The sequence below is a fragment of the Paenibacillus sp. N3/727 genome (assembly GCF_022637315.1).
GTDB lineage: Bacteria > Bacillota > Bacilli > Paenibacillales > Paenibacillaceae > Paenibacillus_AQ > Paenibacillus_AQ uliginis.
This window is the reverse complement of the sequence record NZ_CP093336.1, coordinates 4,643,769-4,661,608: the sequence shown is the minus strand read 5'-3', so window position 1 is coordinate 4,661,608 and position 17,840 is coordinate 4,643,769. Positions and strand designations below refer to the sequence as shown.

At 46.9% G+C, this 17,840-nt stretch carries 19 protein-coding genes and 1 other RNA gene; 13 read left to right on the top strand and 7 right to left on the bottom strand.

The annotated features are described in order from the left end of the window. Positions 1-89 precede the first annotated feature (89 nt). On the top strand, positions 90-1,682 hold the full coding sequence (gene cshA / locus MNQ98_RS21695; protein ID WP_277883682.1) for a degradosome RNA helicase CshA: 1,593 nt from the start codon (positions 90-92) through the stop codon (positions 1,680-1,682). 141 nt (positions 1,683-1,823) lie between these two features. Here the strand turns inward: cshA and MNQ98_RS21690 are convergent, their stop codons facing one another. Then, on the bottom strand, positions 1,824-1,934 hold the full coding sequence (locus MNQ98_RS21690) for a YjcZ family sporulation protein (RefSeq protein ID WP_481856657.1): 111 nt from the start codon (positions 1,932-1,934) through the stop codon (positions 1,824-1,826). A gap of 188 nt (positions 1,935-2,122) precedes the next feature. On the opposite strand from MNQ98_RS21690, the gene MNQ98_RS21685 reads away from it, so the two are divergent. The 3 genes from MNQ98_RS21685 (at position 2,123) to MNQ98_RS21675 (ending at position 3,722) form a co-directional block, all read left to right on the top strand. Beyond that, entirely contained in the window at positions 2,123-2,932 is an 810-nt protein-coding gene (locus MNQ98_RS21685; RefSeq protein ID WP_241930101.1) for a DUF624 domain-containing protein, read from the top strand. Positions 2,933-2,968: 36 nt separating this feature from the next. Continuing rightward, positions 2,969-3,159: non-coding RNA, 6S RNA (ssrS, locus tag MNQ98_RS21680), on the top strand. A gap of 170 nt (positions 3,160-3,329) precedes the next feature. Next, entirely contained in the window at positions 3,330-3,722 is a 393-nt protein-coding gene (locus MNQ98_RS21675; protein ID WP_208918487.1) for a DUF1499 domain-containing protein, read from the top strand. A 62-nt stretch (positions 3,723-3,784) separates the two neighbouring features. Here the strand turns inward: MNQ98_RS21675 and tpx are convergent, their stop codons facing one another. After that, positions 3,785-4,303, bottom strand: coding sequence for a thiol peroxidase (tpx, locus tag MNQ98_RS21670; protein WP_241930100.1), 519 nt, complete (start codon positions 4,301-4,303; stop codon positions 3,785-3,787). 123 nt (positions 4,304-4,426) lie between these two features. On the opposite strand from tpx, the gene MNQ98_RS21665 reads away from it, so the two are divergent. Together MNQ98_RS21665 and gltC are read left to right on the top strand one after the other, a co-directional pair. After that, the gene (locus tag MNQ98_RS21665; protein ID WP_241930099.1) at positions 4,427-5,044 is read left to right on the top strand and encodes a rhomboid family intramembrane serine protease; all 618 of its coding nucleotides are present in this window, start codon (positions 4,427-4,429) and stop codon (positions 5,042-5,044) included. Between the two features lie 77 nt (positions 5,045-5,121). Further along, complete coding sequence (gene gltC, locus MNQ98_RS21660) at positions 5,122-6,054, top strand: glutamate biosynthesis transcriptional regulator GltC (protein WP_241930098.1); 933 nt, start codon at positions 5,122-5,124, stop codon at positions 6,052-6,054. 88 nt (positions 6,055-6,142) lie between these two features. Here the strand turns inward: gltC and MNQ98_RS21655 are convergent, their stop codons facing one another. Then, the gene (locus MNQ98_RS21655) at positions 6,143-6,820 is read right to left on the bottom strand and encodes a zinc metallopeptidase (protein ID WP_241930097.1); all 678 of its coding nucleotides are present in this window, start codon (positions 6,818-6,820) and stop codon (positions 6,143-6,145) included. A 29-nt stretch (positions 6,821-6,849) separates the two neighbouring features. Next, positions 6,850-7,281, bottom strand: coding sequence for a MerR family transcriptional regulator (locus MNQ98_RS21650; RefSeq protein WP_241934001.1), 432 nt, complete (start codon positions 7,279-7,281; stop codon positions 6,850-6,852). A gap of 284 nt (positions 7,282-7,565) precedes the next feature. Between MNQ98_RS21650 and MNQ98_RS21645 the strand changes: the two genes are divergently transcribed. From MNQ98_RS21645 to MNQ98_RS21635, 3 genes are read left to right on the top strand one after another with little or no spacing between them, the layout of a single operon-like run. Next, positions 7,566-9,002, top strand: a complete 1,437-nt coding sequence (locus tag MNQ98_RS21645) for an ammonium transporter (RefSeq protein WP_241930096.1) — start codon at positions 7,566-7,568, stop codon at positions 9,000-9,002. A gap of 36 nt (positions 9,003-9,038) precedes the next feature. After that, positions 9,039-10,118 carry a DUF294 nucleotidyltransferase-like domain-containing protein gene (locus MNQ98_RS21640; RefSeq protein WP_241930095.1) on the top strand — a complete coding sequence of 360 codons (1,080 nt, stop codon included), beginning with the start codon at positions 9,039-9,041 and terminating at the stop codon, positions 10,116-10,118. Next, positions 10,115-10,855 (top strand): exonuclease domain-containing protein, encoded by a 741-nt coding sequence (locus MNQ98_RS21635; RefSeq protein WP_241930094.1) that lies wholly within the window; start codon positions 10,115-10,117, stop codon positions 10,853-10,855. The genes MNQ98_RS21640 and MNQ98_RS21635 overlap by 4 nt, the downstream gene beginning before the upstream one ends. Here MNQ98_RS21635 and MNQ98_RS21630 read toward each other — a convergent pair. Then, the gene (locus MNQ98_RS21630) at positions 10,841-11,350 is read right to left on the bottom strand and encodes a M67 family metallopeptidase (protein WP_241930093.1); all 510 of its coding nucleotides are present in this window, start codon (positions 11,348-11,350) and stop codon (positions 10,841-10,843) included. The genes MNQ98_RS21635 and MNQ98_RS21630 overlap by 15 nt on opposite strands. A 569-nt stretch (positions 11,351-11,919) precedes the next feature. On the opposite strand from MNQ98_RS21630, the gene MNQ98_RS21625 reads away from it, so the two are divergent. Then, positions 11,920-12,474: a TlpA disulfide reductase family protein gene (locus MNQ98_RS21625; protein ID WP_241930092.1), complete on the top strand. Its 555-nt coding sequence runs from the start codon at positions 11,920-11,922 to the stop codon at positions 12,472-12,474. 69 nt (positions 12,475-12,543) lie between these two features. Here the strand turns inward: MNQ98_RS21625 and cimA are convergent, their stop codons facing one another. Continuing rightward, positions 12,544-14,163, bottom strand: coding sequence for a citramalate synthase (gene cimA / locus MNQ98_RS21620; protein ID WP_241930091.1), 1,620 nt, complete (start codon positions 14,161-14,163; stop codon positions 12,544-12,546). Between the two features lie 183 nt (positions 14,164-14,346). Here cimA and MNQ98_RS21615 point away from each other — a divergent pair, with 183 nt between their 5' ends. From MNQ98_RS21615 to MNQ98_RS21605, 3 genes are all read left to right on the top strand, one after another. Next, complete coding sequence (locus MNQ98_RS21615) at positions 14,347-15,645, top strand: DNA polymerase IV (protein WP_241930090.1); 1,299 nt, start codon at positions 14,347-14,349, stop codon at positions 15,643-15,645. Positions 15,646-15,774: 129 nt separating this feature from the next. After that, positions 15,775-16,011, top strand: coding sequence for a ferredoxin (locus MNQ98_RS21610; RefSeq protein WP_241930089.1), 237 nt, complete (start codon positions 15,775-15,777; stop codon positions 16,009-16,011). A 195-nt stretch (positions 16,012-16,206) separates the two neighbouring features. Next, positions 16,207-17,610 carry a L,D-transpeptidase family protein gene (locus MNQ98_RS21605; protein WP_241930088.1) on the top strand — a complete coding sequence of 468 codons (1,404 nt, stop codon included), beginning with the start codon at positions 16,207-16,209 and terminating at the stop codon, positions 17,608-17,610. Here MNQ98_RS21605 and MNQ98_RS21600 read toward each other — a convergent pair. Further along, positions 17,607-17,744, bottom strand: coding sequence for a hypothetical protein (locus MNQ98_RS21600; protein WP_208918500.1), 138 nt, complete (start codon positions 17,742-17,744; stop codon positions 17,607-17,609). The genes MNQ98_RS21605 and MNQ98_RS21600 overlap by 4 nt on opposite strands. Positions 17,745-17,840 lie beyond the last annotated feature (96 nt).

Genomic DNA, 17,840 nt, shown 5'->3' with positions numbered 1-17,840 from the left:
CGGGCCGGGAAAGCCTATAAACGTTACCGCTACTTAAGAATACAGAGAAGAAAGTGGGATGTCCACTAGATAGAAGGAGCATGAACCTATTGAAAACATTTGCAGAATTTGGTCTGGAGCCTCAGGTACTCCAGGCAATAACAGAGCTAGGCTTTGAAGAAGCCACTCCGATCCAATCCCAATCCATTCCGATTGCGATCTCCGGAAAAGATATGATTGGACAAGCACAGACCGGTACAGGTAAAACTGCAGCATTCGGTCTTCCCCTGATCAACAAGATCTCCAAAGATGAGGATCGCATTGTTGCTCTCGTTATGGCACCGACCCGGGAACTGGCTATTCAGGTAGCTGAAGAGATCGGTAAATTATCCCGTTTTAAAGGAATCCGTTCCCTCCCAATTTACGGCGGACAAGACATCGGACGCCAAATTCGGGCTTTAAAAAAGAAGCCTCAAATTATTATCGGTACACCAGGACGTTTACTTGACCACATTAACAGAAAAACAATTCGTTTGGATGATGTTCAGACCGTTGTTCTGGATGAAGCGGATGAAATGCTGGATATGGGCTTCATGGAAGACATTCAGTCTATTCTTAAACTCGTTCCTGACGAACGCCAAACAATGCTCTTCTCGGCAACAATGCCCCCTAACATTCAGAAGCTTGCTCAGCAATTCTTGAAAAACCCTGAGCATGTATCCGTTATTCCTAAGCACGTAAGTGCGCCATTGATCGACCAAGCTTACATTGAAGTGCCTGAGCGTCAGAAATTTGAAGCTCTGAGCCGTTTGATCGACATGGAATCTCCTGAACTTGCCATCGTCTTTGGACGTACCAAGCGCCGGGTAGATGAACTGGCAGAAGCATTGCAGAAACGCGGTTACTCCGCAGACGGACTTCATGGTGACCTGTCCCAGCATCAGCGTGATACAGTTATGCGTAAATTCCGTGACGGTAGCATTGATGTTCTGGTAGCAACCGACGTAGCTGCCCGTGGTCTCGACGTATCGGGTGTATCACATGTCGTGAACTTTGACCTTCCACAGGATCCTGAGAGTTATGTACACCGTATCGGCCGTACAGGCCGTGCTGGTAAAGAAGGTACGGCATGGTCTTTCGTAACTCCACGGGAAATGGATCACCTTCATTTCATCGAACGGGTAACCCGTCACCGTATTCCGCGCAAGCCGCTCCCAACAATGGCAGAAGCTATTGAGGGCAAACAGCGCGTAACTGCGGAGCGTGTGCTTGATATCGTAGAGAAGGGTGAACTTAACGAGTACAAAGGTTTGGCTATTCAGCTTCTGGAGCAGTATGATTCCGTACAATTGCTTGCAGCAGCGATGAAACTGTTGACTGGTGACTTCAAAAAAGAAGCGGATGTCCAGCTTACACCGGAAGATCCGATTCGCGCGAAGCGTCGGAAACCGGATATCCGTAGTGGACGCAAGCCTAGCGGTAGTTATGGTCGCAGTAACAACTCCGGTGGTTACAACCGTGATCGCAATAGCAGCGGAAACGGTGGACGCGGAGGGTACTCCAAAGGCGGCTACGGACGTGATGGCGGCAGTGGCGGCTACAACCGTGACCGTAGCAGTAGCAACAGCGGAGACCGCAAGCCTCGGAGTAACAGCGGAGACCGTCGCCCTAACCGCAGCGGTGACGATTCTTACAGAGGTTAATCGGCTTTGATTGATGCGTAAGCAATAAAGGAAGACGGAGATCCGCTAAACAGCGGGTGCTCCGTCTTTTTTTTGATTTAGAGATAAGAAAGTATAAACTTCTGAGTAACAGCACCCTTGTTAGACGGACTTAGATCATTATTAGATGAAGCAAGAAGTACAACGCAAGATAATAACCAGCAAGATAAAGAGGACCAAGATGGTCCCTATTGAAGGACCGAAACCAAAACCGCCGACAGTACCACAGGACATGAACATTCAACTCCTTTACCGTTAGGTTGTTAATGGTTGTTTATGATTACGTCCATATACTATGGGGAGATGGCATGTATGGATTGGACGTCAACCCAAATCCTCTGTAAATTAGGCTCTGGTCATGGGTATGCAAAATAAGGTATATTATTAGATACATGCATGTGATTGAGTGAGGAGGAAACGTTTTGGAAATGAAAGGAGCCATGGGTGGCTTATATAAAGTTACCGAATGGATAACCCGTATCGCTTTTACCAATATTTTGTGGGCTTTATGTTCTTCGCCATTTTTATTTATGCTTCTGACAAAGTTCTTGATGGCGATGCAGACGCCGAATGCACACAATGAACAGATTCTGGCGAATTGGATCATGGGGATATTGGCCCCATTCTTGCTATTCCCCGCAACAGCAGCAATGTTTACGGTTGTGAGAAAATGGGTTATGGGTGATCCGGATATTCCGATTTTTAAGACATTTTTCAAGGGGTATAAGGAAAACTACAAACAAGCGATGATCGGCGGTTTTGTATATACTTTGCTGTTTGTCATCATGTATATTGACTACACCGTGTATATGACACAGCTTAAAGACTTCCAGCTTGTTGGAATTGTCATGCTGGTGCTGCTTCTTGTACTGTTCGTTTCCATGTTCAATTTCTTCTCGATGACCGTTCATTATGAAATGAAGACCCGCCAACTGCTAAAAAATGCGATCTTGCTCACACTGATTCGTCCGTTTCGTGTTTTTTCGACGCTGGCTGGATGCGCTGTCTTGGTATTTATCGGCACGAAAATGCCGGTGCTGTTCGTTTTTTTCCTGTTCTCTCTGATGGCTTTGCTTGCTTTCTTTAATTTCTATGCGACATACCTGAAAATGCAGGAACAGGCAGAACGCCTGAAGCAGATTGAAGAGGAAGAATCGGCGGAACAAGCTTTGCTGGAAAGCATGGATAATGTTAAATCCGACGAAAAAGAGTCGAAATCACGAAAATCATAGGGTTTACTTTTTCGAAAAAAGCCCCTATAATAAGACTACATCCTGCGATGTGCGTTTCGGTATTCCGTTGTTTTGAACCAATGACGATGTCTCGGGAGATCAACATCGTTTCGTGGCTGAAAAGCCCTGTCTATACGACAAGGGGAATTCATATACGAATCTGAGGTCACCCACCTGTTTACGCAGGTTCGAAGACAATGTTACCGGACGGCATAGGCGGGTTTTTATTTAGCTTATGAATGAGCGCCTCTTCCTTCGATTTCGTCGAAGGTAAGGGGCGCTTTTTTGAAATTATAAGATCCTGTATATAAATACAATAAAGGTTTGCTGAAAGCATAAACAATTGTTACACTAGAGAGTGAAAAGGGAACGGTCATTTATAAAGGAGGAACGGTCTTTGTCATTAAAACGAGTTCTAACGGGTATCGTGCGCAGCTATGACGGCACAAGCGACCGTGCTAAAGACCCCAAGCTGAAAACGCGTTATTACAATCTCTCTAAAGAGAAATGTTTTGAAGAAGTATCCTCAACGCTCAAAAAAATTCCGGGTTACAAAGTGCTTCATGAGGTGCCTTCAGTCGGAGAAATTACATTGGAGAAAAAAACCTCATTCGGACGTACATTGGATATTACGGTATCGGTGCTTGGAACCAATCCAGTAAGGTCCGCTGTCGATATGTATTCGGCTTCCCGCGGCTCTCTGGGTGACCTGGGAGCTAACTATCGTGTTATTTTAAATTTATTCTCAGTTTTGGACAAAAAGCTCAACAAGTATAAAATCGATAGTTAAACACGAAAAAGCGGGAGAGCTGCTCTCCCGCTTTAAAAGTGTGGCAATATGTAAGCAGAATATTATCGCAGAGACTTGACGGCCTCAATGGCTGCTTCATAGTTAGGGTGTTCTGTCATTTCGCTGAGATACTCCACATAAGTAACTTTATCGTTCTGATCCACAACGAAGATGGAGCGCATGTCTAGCTGGAATTCCTTAATAAGCACGCCGTAGGCTTGCCCGAAGGAACGGGATTTATAGTCAGACAATGTAATGACACGATCTACACCGGCTGCTCCGCACCAGCGTGCTTGAGCGAATGGGAGGTCTGCGCTAACGGTTAGGATGACTACGTCATCTCCCAGTCCGGCTGCTTCCTCGTTAAAGCGGCGGGTCTGCGCATCGCATACGCCGGTGTCGAGGGAAGGAACGACGCTGATCAGCTTGATTTTGCCTGCAAAATCCTTAAGAGATACGTCTTCCAGCAGATTTTTGCTGACCGTGAAATCAGGAGCTGTGTCGCCTACCTGAAGTTGAGGTCCGATGAGAATAAGAGGGTTGCCTTTAAATGTAGCGACGCCTGTACGTTCTTGAGCCATGAAAAATCTCCTCCTTGAATATCTAAGTTTGGTGATCAGGTTCATGGTACATTATAATCTTTTTAAAAAGGGAATGTCCACCTAAGGATACTCCTGTGTCCGATGATGGGTTAGGAGGATGCCATGATATTTATTCGGTATGAAAATTGGAAAAGCTACCTACGTTATTATCCGTTCACCTCACTGCTATTAATTGCGAACCTCGTCATGTTCTTTATTCTGACGTTTAACGGCGGATCGACAAACAATGGGACACTGCTGGAATATGGAGCTGTTACGAATGGAGAACCGTTCCGTGGTGAATGGTGGCGGTATATCGCAGCTGTTTTCTTGCATAATGGATTCGATCACTTGTTCTTTAACAGCTTTGGTCTGTTGGTGATCGCGCCGCCGCTGGAGCGGATATTGGGTACGTTCAAATATGCGCTGCTCTACTTGTTAAGCGGTATCTTAGGAAACATAGTCAGTGTCTCCTATTATGACAAGATAGGTGAATTGACGTTGCTTGTAGGAGCCTCAGGCGCGATCTACGGGGTGTATGGAGCGTTTCTGTATATTGCCTTATTCCAGCGCAACATGATGGATGAAGCTTCTAGAAAGATGCTCTATACCCTGCTTATAATGGGGATTCTTTTTTCGTTTGCCCCTGGAATCGGCATGGTGGCTCATTTAAGTGGAATGGTTGGCGGTTTCTTTATTTATGGCCTGCTGATTCGTCTCGGAAAACAACGCCAGATGTGACTCGGTAAGGGCGCGGTCAAATTGTATTTGATAATAAGTAAAAGTAGCAAGGGAATTAAGAATGGAGCGATTATCGCGTGGAATTAAGACAGTTACAATACTTCGTAAAGGTTGCGCAGAAGGAACACGTTACCCAAGCGGCAGAAGAGCTTCACGTGGCCCAGTCTGCGGTTAGCCGGCAGATTCATCAGTTGGAGGAAGAGCTCGGTGTTAATCTGTTTATGCAGAAGGGGCGTAATCTACAGCTGACACCTGTCGGCCAGTTGTTCTGTAAACGGGTGGAAGGTATTATGAAAGATCTGGACCGTGCGGTAATAGAAATTCATGAATTTCTGGATCCGGAGCAGGGGGAAATCCGGATCGGATTTCCTCACAGCCTCGGTATTCATCTGATACCGTCTGTCGTGGCGGAATTTCGGAAGAAGTATCCGAATGTGAAGTTCCGCTTCAAACAGGGCATGTTCCCAACGCTAATCCGGGATGTTATCTCTGCGGAAGTTGATCTGGCTTTTGTATCTCCGTTCCCTGAGCGTCATGATCAGGTGGGGGGGGATGTGGTACTGACTGAGGAGTTGTTCGCGATCCTGCCTCCTAATCACCCGCTTGCGGGTGAGAAGAGCATCAAGTTGGAACAGCTTAAAGATGAGCGCTTTGTACTCTTCAGCAAAGGCTATTCTCTTCGCCCGATTGTTTGGCATGCCTGTCTGGAGGCTGGTTTTACTCCGAAAATCGCTTTTGAGGGAGAGGAAACGGATACCATCCGAGGTCTGGTCGCTGCGGGCATGGGAGTAAGTCTGCTGCCGGAAATGGCACTGTTCCAGACAAACCCGCTACAGCCGGCGAGAGTAAGCATCACAGAACCGAAAGTAACCCGCTCAATCGGGCTTATTCATCGGGCTGATGAGAAGCTACCGCCAGTCGCTCAGGCATTTCGGACGTTTCTATTGCAATATTTCGGTCTTGGTCCGGCTGCACAGCCAACCAAAGACAGCACCCCGTCCCGCTCTTAGTACTAGATTAATTATCATATACACAAAAAGGTTACCGTTCATGATGAACGGTAACCTTTTTATTATTGTAACGCTGAGAACGATGAGATTAATCGCGGTTGTTTAAAAAGATCATAATATAACGAAGCAATTCAAGCAGGGACAGAAGGGCAGCAGCTACATAGGTTAAGGCTGCGGCGTTCAGTACCTTAGCTACACCGCGTTCTTCCTCGTTTGAAATGTAGCCTTCGGAAACCATGATTTCACGAGCACGGTTGCTGGCATTGAATTCGACTGGCAGAGTAACCAACTGAAAAGCAACGGCGGCCGAGAAGAAAATGATGCCGAGGCCGATCAGGTTGAAGGCTTGGAACAAGAATCCGGCGATGAACAAGAAAGGCGCGATACCGGATGCAAAGTTAACGATAGGAAACATCTTGTGACGGGCAACCAGCATCGGATAGCTTACTTTATGCTGGATTGCGTGACCAACTTCGTGGCAGGCAACAGAGACAGCAGAAATTGAACGCTCATAGTAGACGGGTTCGGACAATCTCACAACACGATGTATTGGGTCGTAGTGGTCAGACAAAGCGCCAGGTACTGGCTCAATCGGCACATCGTGGAGACCGTTGCTGTCGAGCATATGACGAGCTGCATCGTAGCCTGTCATTCCACTCGAATTTTCTACTTTAGCCCATTTGCTAAACGTTCCTTTCACTCGGAACTGTGCGACTAGTGTGAAAATAAATGCGATAATAATAAGAATAAACATTGGGTCTGACATTGTTCATACCTCCAAATTTAGTATAGGTATTACATGGGAGTAAATTGATTGAGTAATATTTGCAGCGACTCGATACAAGCCGCTCCCTTCGGGAGGATATTGGTTAACACTGCGCGTGCCTGATTCGGCTTTAAGTCTTTCAGCAGAGGGTTAAGTTCCTTGACATCCCGTTCAAGCTGCTGGATTTGAATTTCCAGTTTGGTCAATTTATCCGTGACTTCAGCATCTTCAGCAACTGATTTCCAACGCTCCAGCGTATCTTTAATCTCTTCGAGGGTATATTTCTCTTGTTTTAGTTGATTAATACGTTTTAACGTGTCTAAGGTTTCATGACTGTACAGACGGTAATTTTTCAAAGTCCGCTTTTCGGGGTGGATAAGACCAAGCTTCGTATAATAATCGATGGTTCTTTCGCTGATTCCGGCAGCCTTTGCCAACTCACCAATGCGATACAGATTCATGCGTGCACTCAAACTTCTCACGTTTTATCACCTCGCAGGCCTGTATGATTATGATATTAAATCCTAATAGAAATATGATACATGATCGTGAACCATACAGTCAAACGTCATGCTTTTTAAACGCTTTCTTTATTGTGAATAATTTTAATGTTATATTATCTTACATATATAATGGATTATTACGACATTTTTGTTAAAATCCATTGCGAATTTGATTTATCACTGCTTATAATGACATTAATAATTTTATTGTGTTAGATTATATGACAAAAGGGAGTGGCAGCATGAAAAAAAGATGGCTAGGTTCATTAATTGCAATGGGCACCTTGTTCGCCTTTCCGGTGAGCGCTTTTGCTGATGAGGGAGCGACAAACGTTCAACTGCAAGCAGGTTTAAACTCGGTTTTTGTTTTTCTGGCTGCGTTGCTCGTATTCTTTATGCAGGCCGGATTCGCACTGCTTGAGGCAGGTTCGGTAAGAATGAAGAACGCTGGTCACGTTGCGGGTAAAACGGTGCTGACTTTCGGTATTAGTGTCGTCGCTTTCTGGGCTTTGGGATTCGGGCTGGCTTTCGGAAACGGCAACAGTTTTTTCGGATTAGAAGGTTTCTTTCTAAGCGGAGACAACATGGCGGCATCCTTCAGCTCATTATCCGGCTATGATGTGCCGACAACGATTATGTTTCTCTTCCATCTCTCATTCGCTGCCGTATCGCTTGCGATTGCATGTGGAGGTATGGCGGAACGGGCAAAGTTAAGTGTGTATATCATATTCGGTATTTTATTTACGATTGTCATTTATCCGGTTGTTGCTCATTGGGTTTGGGGCGGCGGATGGCTTGGAAGCCTCGGTATGCAGGACTTTGCCGGTTCAACGGTAGTCCATTTGACAGGTGCCACAGCAGCTTTGGTTGCTACGATTCTGCTTAAACCTCGTCTTGGCAAATACAATAAGGATGGTAAACCAAATAGCATTCCTGGTCACAACCAAGTCTTGTCTGTTCTGGGTGTACTGATTATTTGGATCGGATGGTTCGGATTCAACCCAGGCAGCACGATCTCGGCATTGATGGACGGCTTTTTCGGATTTGTAGCTTTGAATACAAATATCGCTGCGGCTGCGGGTGCACTGGCTGCTCTGTTCATATCTTGGGCGGTTCTTGGAAAAGCCGACATTCCGAGCATGCTGAACGGCGTATTGGCCGCTTTTGTCGCAATTACAGGAGCTTGCGCATTTGTTGAACCTTGGGCAGCTGTTGTAATCGGGGCGGTTGCCGGTAGTGTCACGTTTTTCTCTGCACAGTGGTTTGAGCGCAAAGGAGTAGATGATCCGGTGTATGCTTTCTCAGTACACGGTATCGCAGGTATGTGGGGAGCGGTGTCTACCGGTCTATTCGCCGCACCTAGACTTGTTGAAATAACAGGCGTTGGTAATGCAGGGCTGTTCTATGGCGGAGGTTTTGGACAGCTCGGCGTACAGCTTCTCGGTTTAATCGGAACTTTTGCTTTCGTGCTGGTCATCTCCTTCCTGATTCTTGGGCTGATCAAAATGACGATAGGACTTCGGGTTACTGAGGAAGAGGAGCTTATGGGGTTGGATATTAGTGAGCATGGAACGTATGGATATCCTGAGCAAATGAAGCTGCTTGCAGAATCAGAGTCTAAGCCTGCCGAACTGCGGAATTCACCCAAAACAGCATCTGGAAGCGAATCGGCAATGTAGCAGAACGGAGAAATTCGTTGTAGGGAGGGGCGCAATATGAAACCTCTGGAATCGATAGATCTGTTCCCGGAATTTCCGGAAATACAGGAGGCAAGAACGGGGCGAGAATTGAGAAATGCTCGGATAGCCGGACAAGACAAACTTTTAGAAATGAAAAGTGATACGGATCTGGATACTTGGATCTCCTGGGTCAACCGGATGCATGATGAAATCGGGCAGCGTGCAGCTGTGTTATGTGAAGAGATGATGGTAGAGGCTGGCTTCGGCCGGCCCCCAGTCTGTTATGCTTTTGTTGCATTCGGAAGTGCTGGCAGACAAGAGGCCACATTGTGGAGTGACCAGGATAACGGTTTGATTGTCGGAGATGAATTGGAGGAAGGGGCAGAAATCTACTTCGAGAAGTTCGGAAGCTGCTTGTCTGACATTCTTGAAGTTGCGGGATATCCGAAATGTACAGGAAAGGTTATGTGCTCCGAGCCGATCTGGAGATTGTCACTTACAGCCTGGAAACAGCAGCTTTCGCAGTGGAGTTCTGATCACACATGGGAACCGACCCGACTTTTTATCATTGCTTCCGACATGAGACATATTGCCGGCAGTAGGGAGCTGTCGGAGTCTTGGATGGCGCATTATCGAAGTTGTGTTTTGCAGCAGCCAGACATCATTCCAGCACTCCTTCGCAATACCGTCCGCCATAAGGCGACTCTTAATGTAATGGGAAGGATTGTGACTGAGCGATTTGGAGAGCATGCGGGAGATTTTGACGTAAAATACGGCTTGTATATTCCCTTGGTGAACAGTATCCGTACATTGGCCTTACAGCGGGGAATAACGGAATCTTCATCGATAAAACGGATGGAGCAGATTATATTCCTCGAAGGGGGCGGGCTGCTGCTGGAAAATGTACAGCATGCCTTAAAAGTAGCTCTCCGGATGAGAATGGAGACCCCATTGCACATGAAAGATGGGCTCATAGGCAGCAGCGGTTATATGCTGAAAGAACAGCTTAAGAACAAAAAGGTTCAATATGAGCTGAGAGATACCTTAGGTGTGGTACGCCGAGTACACCGTTCGCTTCAAAGAGAATTGCGCTTTGCGGAGAGAAAAGGACTGTGAGGGATCCGAGAGAGTCCGGAGCCGGATTTTGGCGGTCTCTGCGTATGGGTGATATTAATTCGGCGATTGCATCCATGAAAGGGAACCCCTCGGCTCAGCAGATCGCCTATATACGCTCACAGATGAGAGAACAGAGACGGCCTGAGATGCTGGGCACACCGCTGAATCAATTGGAAACTGTTGTGTTCGATTTGGAAACGACCGGATTCTCTCATCAGCATGGTGATGAAATCCTGTCCATTGGAGCTGTGCGAACAAATGGGACGAAAATCATCGAGGATGAGTGCTTTTATATGATTGTTAACAGCGGTGTGTCTGTACCGGAGCATATTACTGGCTTGACCGGAATATCGCAACCGATGGTCGATGCTGCCGCTCCCTTGATGGACGGATTGCATGATTTTATGGTATTTGTCGAAGGAAAGGTACTTGTGGCTCATGCCGCCGGCCATGATCGAGCGTTCTTGAACGCAGCCCTTTGGAAAACGTCCAAGGTACGTTTAACTCACCGCTTGCTGGATACGATGATGCTGGCTCAGCATTTATTTCCCAGCTATCCAGATTACAGTCTCAACGAATTGCTTCGACGTGGGAACATCCCAATAGAAGGGCGTCATCATGCGTTATGTGATGCGGTTATGACCGCGAAGCTCTGGGCCACCTATCTAGAAGAAGTTCAGCGACGAGGACATGCAGAGACTTTGGGTGATTTGTATGTATATTTAAGTGGAACGTAATAAGGTGTAGTCTTCTTGCCTTAACGTCCACGCCCAATGTTTCGTTTCTTGGGATGACCTAGATGGATTTTGCGGCGGTGAATAATCCTTAACGATCCGGTAGGCGTTCAGCAGAAAATTATCGGGTTGGGAGAGCTGAGGCGATCCTATGAGATACACCTTTAGCAGACTACCGAATGAATGCAATTGACTGAAGTCTTCCTGAGAAGGAAGCGGGAGGCTTGTGGGATGGCTGTGGAATAGGCCGCATATACGCTGCTCGCTAAACAGGAGAGAGGTCCAGAGCGCAGGGTCTAGTGAGAAATGGTGCTGTGGGTCAGCAGCCGTGTTACGGACGGGTATATAGTCATCAATGAGAAGTCTCTTGTCTGACGGTGTTCCCAACAATACGCCACATGCCTCTTCGGGAAGACAGGTGAAGGTTTGTTCACGTATCTTATAAAGGACCTCGGCAGTAAGTTGTAATGAGAACTCATCGTGAGTATGAACGCTCATGGTTTATTCTCCTTTTTTATAAATTGAACTAAAGAAATGGAAGAACTTCAACGGAGAAGGCGGAATTATTCTGGAGAAACGTACGTGGTCGCCCGAAAGCTTTCCACAGGAAAGCTCGCATCGGAAGCATAAGCTGTCCCCGGATTTCAACGATTGTATAAATACATAAAAGAAAATCTGGGGGCAAGAGCGATCGGAAGAATAATCCGCATTCGTAGTGATGTTTAGGCTTAAGAATCTTTAGTTCAACTTAAATGGCTCAATCTTATAATCCGTTCTTGACATAAAAGCAAAGTAGCGGAGGGGATGGAATCGATCTGAAGAAGCGAAGCGTTCGCCTTTGTCCCCGAATTTCATCCACTTTAAAAGTTGATTCATAAGAAATTTGGGGACAACAGCGATCGTAAGAACGATCCATACACGTAGCGGCTTCATTGCTTAATGCAAGCACTGATTTTGGATTTGAGCCACTTATATTATGTAGAAATTCATCTTAAGCTGGTTTGAAAGTTATGCTATTCAGGGTACAATAGTGACTATAAAAAGTCTATCAGCAAAGGAAACTACCCATGAAGCGTAATTTGACCATATTGGCAATACTTTTACTGGCAGGGGTCTTGGTGATCTATAACCAGGCGGGGGACAAGATTGAATCCGTGTTTATGGCTGAGAAACCTCTGCCTACCGAAACCGGCGCAAAGGCAGGTTTGCTTGCACCCACATTCTCACTGGAAGGTTTGGACGGCAAAACATACACCGGCGACGGAGTAAGAGACAAAGCGCTCATTATTAACTTCTGGGCTTCCTGGTGCGATCCGTGTAAGCAAGAGGCGCCGGAGCTGTCGAAGTTTGCTTCTGCATACGCAGAGGAGCTGGATGTTTACGGGATTAACGTCACGAAATATGATAATGAGAAAAAAGCACGGGAGTTTGTTAAGGATTTTGGCCTGACTTATCCGATTATGTTTGATCAGGAGGGCAAGGTGTTCGAGGATGTTTATAGGGGCAAAGTGTTTCCGACCAACATTCTGATTGACCGCAGAGGAGTCATTACAGAAATCATTCTGGGAGCGCCTGACCCGGAAGATCTAGAGAAAAAGATTAAAAAGCTCATTAAATCTTGAGCAATCATAAAAGAGCACGCTCCCGTAAATAAGAAGGGAACGTGCTCTTTGCTTACTGAGGCGTTTGGTTTAATGGTTGACGATTCCCTGCCGCGGCAAGGAATCGCCCTCGGTCTCTGAGGGTGAAATCTGTCCCAGTAGTGCATACCGCATACTATCGACAAGCGCTTCCCAGCTGGCTTCAATGACATTGCCTGACACACCGACCGTATTCCAGGAATTTTCAATATTTTTGGATTCGATCAGCACCCGTACTCTTGCCGCTGTAGCGTCTTTATCGTCCAGTACACGTACTTTGTAGTCCGACAGATGCATGTCTTTCAAGGAAGGGAAATACTGCAGCAGCGCTTTTCGTAGTGCATTATCCAGCGCATTTACAGGTCCATTACCTTCCCCGGCTGTATAAATGCTCTGCCCTGCCACATTAATCTTCACGAAAGCCTCGGATACAACCGGTCGGCCTGCTGTTTTCTCTACCAGCATTTTGAAGGATTCAAAGGTGAACAATTCCTGTAACTCACCGTTTGCTTCCCGAAGGAGAAGCTCCAGAGAAGCATCCGCACCTTCGAACTGATAACCCTGATGCTCAAGATCCTTAATTTTTCCGATGACAAGCTTGTATTGCTCACTGCTTGGATCGAAATCGAGTCCCATATCATGCGCCTTGGATACAATGTTACTTTGTCCTGCAAGCTCGGAGACGAGTACCCGCTGTTTGTTGCCAACCTTCTCCGGTTCGATATGCTCGTACGTTCTAGAATCGCGCAAAATGGCAGAGACATGAATGCCGCCTTTGTGGGCAAATGCCGCATTACCGACGTATGGCTGGTTCACAGGCATGTTAACGTTAGCGATCTCGCTTACATAACGTGCGGTGTTCGTGAGATGGTGAAGATTATCTTCGCCAATGCAATCATAGCCGAGCTTAAGTTGAAGGTTCGGGATAATGGAGCACAGATTGGCATTGCCGCACCGCTCCCCGTATCCGTTCATTGTTCCTTGAACATGTCCTACACCGGCTTGCACAGCACTTAGTGTATTAGCAACTGCTAACTCGCAATCGTTATGGGTATGAATACCGAGCGGGGCTCCAGGAAGGTGACTGTTTAATGAAGTTACGATTCCATGTACTTCATGAGGAAGACTGCCTCCGTTGGTATCACACATGACGAGCCAGTCGGCCCCGGCTTCACGGGCTTTGGACAGAACAGAGACAGCATACTCCGGATTGTTCTTGAATCCGTCGAAGAAATGCTCCGCATCGAAAATCACTTCAAGGCCCTGTTGTTTCAGATAAGCAATGGAATCAAAAATCATGGCGAGATTTTCTTCAAGAGTGGTCTGAAGGGCGGTGTGAACATGGAAATCCCATGATTTGCCGACAAGTGTTGCTGCTCTTACGCCGGATTCCAAAATCCGGTGAAGGTTAGCGTCCTGGTCTGCGATGGAATCTTTGCGGCGTGTACTGCCGAAAGCTGTTACTTTGGAAGTCAGACCTAGTTCTTGTACTCTTTTAAAAAACTCGATGTCTTTGCTGTTGCTTCCCGGGATGCCACCTTCAATATAGTGGACACCAAGAGCATCCAGCTTTTTGGCGATTTTGATCTTGTCATCCGCCGATAAGCTGATTCCTTCGCCTTGGGTACCGTCGCGAAGTGTCGTATCAAAGATGGAAATAGACTTAGACATGATGTCCTCCTTTTGCAAGTCCGGGATGGACCGTGGAAGTGATATAATGTTGTCATTATAGCATTTCTTTACGGCAAAGTGACAAAGAATTGAAATTTTCCGCCCTGGCCCTTTCTTGACCCTGACTCACGGGCAGCGGTATGCTGGAGGAGTCAGACATTATGAAAGAAGAAGGAATCTATCGTGGGAAACATTAACGATTACTATCCGGCAAGCGGCCGTGTCATTCTTCATGTGGATATGAACGCTTTCTATTGCTCTGTTCACGAGGCGGAGGAGCCGGAACTCTATCGTGGGAAACCGACGGCTGTCGCTGGCAGTGCGGAGCTTCGCAAAGGGGTTATTGTTACTTGCTCCTATGCGGCACGCGGGATGGGAATCCGTACCGGGATGAATGTTCGTCAGGCGCTGAAGATTTATCCGGATTTGATTCTTATCCAGCCAAACTTTCATTTATATCGCAAATATTCCAATGCATTCATGAATATAGCATATGCCTATACACCACTGCTTGAAGCGACTTCTATTGATGAATGCTATCTCGACATTACAGGCTCCAAGCAGTTCGGGACGCCGCTTCAGATTGCGGAGGAAATTCAGAGCCGAATTCGGGAAGAGTTGTCACTCCCATGCTCAATCGGTGTCGCCCCAAATAAGCTGCTGGCCAAAATGGGGTCCGATCTGAAAAAACCGAACGGTATTTCGGTGCTTCGCATCCGGGATGTGCCGAAGGTGTTGTGGGGCCGTCCCTGCGCGGAACTGTTCGGTATCGGCTCCAAGACAGCGGACAAGCTGAGGAAGTTGAATATCGTAACCATAGGCGAGCTGGCAGCGGCCGACGAAGGATTGCTAACCGGTACTTTTGGTGTCATGGGAAACTGGATGAAGCAAGCGGCAAACGGTCTGGATCATGCCCCGGTCAATGCTGAGCGGGAGCAAAGTAAATCGATTGGCCATACAACAACGCTGCCCGTAGATATTACTTCTCCGGAGGATGTAAGACGTGTACTGCTTAATCTGAGCGATCAGGTGGCACGGCGTCTCAGAAGACAGGAACTGATCGCAGGAGGTGTTCAAATCACGCTGCGGACACCGGACATGAAGACTATTACAAGATCACGCCAGCTTGCCACACCTACGGAGAATACAGAAGATATTTACCGGGAAGCCTGTTTATTGTACGAGAAGCATTGGACCCGGGAACAGCCGCTACGATTGCTTGGGATTACGCTACAGCAGCTAACATCGCGTGAGGACTCGGCAATCCAGATGGACCTTTTTGATTATGAGAAGCAGCCGAAGAAGGAATCACTAACCAAGGTGATGGACGAGCTTCGTAACAAATTCGGGGAAAGTGCAGTGCTGACGGCCGGAATGCTTGGGGACGATCCTTCGGCTCTGATCCGTAATCATAAGGTCAGGGGAACTTCTCTACAGATGGACTTTGTTAGAAACACGGATCGGAAACCGGAACAGGAATAAGCGCTTTCTAGTGGGAAATGTTATGAAAATCATTTGTGTTACCAAAAAAATTGTATTAATATGTAGATGGTGCAGGGCAATATTTGCACCGTTAGCTATGTTCTAGATATACAGGAGGCAGAGGAAACTATGGCGAAGTACACATGGGTAGATAAAGATACCTGCATTGCTTGCGGCGCTTGCGGCGCAACAGCACCCGATATTTATGATTATGATGATGAGGGTCTTGCTGAAGTCATCTATGAAGGTGACAACAACCGGGGAGTAACGGAAATTCCTGAGGACATGTATGAAGACATGGAAGATGCGTGTGACGGATGCCCTACGGATTCCATTCGGATTGCGGACGAGCCTTTTAACGAATAGTAATCATTTTCTGCGGACGGGTTCGCAGGTTTTATTATAAGGAAGTGACCTAGCGTCTTTGCTCTCATTGGGCAGGGACGTTGTTTTTTTGTACACAGAATTACATTTGTAAGGTTATGTAAATGGGATAATACATAATGGAGGACATTGTGCCGATAAACAGAATATATGAAAAAAGAACAGACGGAGGCTCTCATGTTGAACAATTCGCTGCACCTCAAGCGCTATGTGGAGACACATCCTGACAATAAAATGGCCTGGTACCTGCTCGGGAAGGATTACGAGACCAACGGTGAGCAAGGAAAAGCAAATTACTGCTTTAACCGTGCTGAAGAAGTGTATGAAGCATTTGAACTAAGTAAAGTTCCTTCAGATATATGGAAAAATTACGAGTTTAGGCTTTTACAGATCGAGAGGGAGAAGGATAAAAGGGGAAAGCGAATCCGGCGTGTACTTCTGACAGCTGTATTGATGCTTCTGATTATGCTTCCTTCAGTGAACGCTCCGGGAGGGCCGGGAGCAAGCCTGGCAAAGGTTAAGGTGGATAATCCAGATGAGATCCATCTGGCCATAGCCGATGCAAAAGTTCAGAAGGATCGAAAGGGGCCTTTATTTACCGCTACGGCAATTCGTGGGAAGAGCTGGTCTAGTGTGCTACCTCAGCTGCTGACCGAGCCGGACCGGCTGCCGCCGTGGACAGTGGCTCTCGGAATGGAACGGTCAGGGAATTGGGAGATATGGTCTGAGAACATGCCGATCCTCTACGGCATTTATCGGGATACAAGCGGTGTCATTGGAATACAGCCCTACGAGGGAAGCCGGGCAGATTGCGATTGTACTCCAGCAGATGGTACCGAGTTGAAAGGTCTTGCAGAACGTTGGGCGGATGTACAGGTGCATAATGCTGTTCTAACAGAGGCTATTCAGCGCTACCGTGAGCGAAACGGTAAACTCCCTGGAAGTCTGGATGAGCTGATGAGACCGTTTCCGAACAACTGGCTTTCTGGAAAATCACCGGCGATGAAGATTCTGTTTCCGATTCTAACCGGCAATGGTGCCGCAGATAAAGATGGTATACATAAGAAGAAAGAAACAGTAGGACAGCAAATGCCGGAAGGCCTGGGTTCATCCCCGGATGGTCAGGCTTTTTTCACCAAGCGGCTGGAGGTCATTATAGACCGCAAAAATCACCGTTTAGGGGTAATTAGTGGTTCAGTTTTGCTTAGAAATTATGAGGTTGGGCTTGGTCGTGACAATAAAACCCCGCTGGGGAATTTTAACATCAGCGACAAGGTAGTGAATCCAAACGGGTCTGCAAACGGCATCTATGGTTCCCGCGGGATGCAGCTATCGGATTCCAATTATGCGATTCACGGTACTCAAGATATTGGGAGTATTGGTGGCAATGAATCGGAAGGATGCATCCGCATGTATGGAGAGGATGTGGAGGAGCTGTTCGACCTCGTGCCCATGGGAACCAAAGTGAGGATTGAGGAAGGGGTTCTGCCAAATGGCCTGGTCATACCGGATGAGCGCTTTACACTCAAACTTACCAAAGGCCAGACGAACCCCCAAAAGGTTTATCATTGGCTGGATTAAGGCTGAGATATAATGATCAGAACGATGATCAGAATGATCAGCAGGGTGATACCTGTGCCGATCCACAGGATGGCCTTCTTGTTAACTTCTTCTTTTTTTTGCTGCAGTGTCGGTGGTCTGCGCTTAGCTGACATGTCCATACCCCTCTTCTTTTGAATAGTCGTTAATTACCTTACATTGTAAAGGGTTTGTCCAAAAAATGCTATAACATGAGACGAAAGGGTAGGTGC

Coding starts and splice junctions, on each gene's coding strand:
- MNQ98_RS21690 (WP_481856657.1), bottom strand. CDS start 1,934: ATGTCCTGTGGTACTGTCGGCGGTTTTGGTTTCGGTCCTTCAATAGGG.
- tpx (WP_241930100.1), bottom strand. CDS start 4,303: ATGGCTCAAGAACGTACAGGCGTCGCTACATTTAAAGGCAACCCTCTT.
- MNQ98_RS21665 (WP_241930099.1), top strand. CDS start 4,427: ATGATATTTATTCGGTATGAAAATTGGAAAAGCTACCTACGTTATTAT.
- MNQ98_RS21655 (WP_241930097.1), bottom strand. CDS start 6,820: ATGTCAGACCCAATGTTTATTCTTATTATTATCGCATTTATTTTCACA.
- MNQ98_RS21650 (WP_241934001.1), bottom strand. CDS start 7,281: ATGAATCTGTATCGCATTGGTGAGTTGGCAAAGGCTGCCGGAATCAGC.
- MNQ98_RS21645 (WP_241930096.1), top strand. CDS start 7,566: ATGAAAAAAAGATGGCTAGGTTCATTAATTGCAATGGGCACCTTGTTC.
- MNQ98_RS21640 (WP_241930095.1), top strand. CDS start 9,039: ATGAAACCTCTGGAATCGATAGATCTGTTCCCGGAATTTCCGGAAATA.
- MNQ98_RS21630 (WP_241930093.1), bottom strand. CDS start 11,350: ATGAGCGTTCATACTCACGATGAGTTCTCATTACAACTTACTGCCGAG.
- MNQ98_RS21625 (WP_241930092.1), top strand. CDS start 11,920: ATGAAGCGTAATTTGACCATATTGGCAATACTTTTACTGGCAGGGGTC.
- cimA (WP_241930091.1), bottom strand. CDS start 14,163: ATGTCTAAGTCTATTTCCATCTTTGATACGACACTTCGCGACGGTACC.
- MNQ98_RS21610 (WP_241930089.1), top strand. CDS start 15,775: ATGGCGAAGTACACATGGGTAGATAAAGATACCTGCATTGCTTGCGGC.
- MNQ98_RS21605 (WP_241930088.1), top strand. CDS start 16,207: ATGTTGAACAATTCGCTGCACCTCAAGCGCTATGTGGAGACACATCCT.
- MNQ98_RS21600 (WP_208918500.1), bottom strand. CDS start 17,744: ATGTCAGCTAAGCGCAGACCACCGACACTGCAGCAAAAAAAAGAAGAA.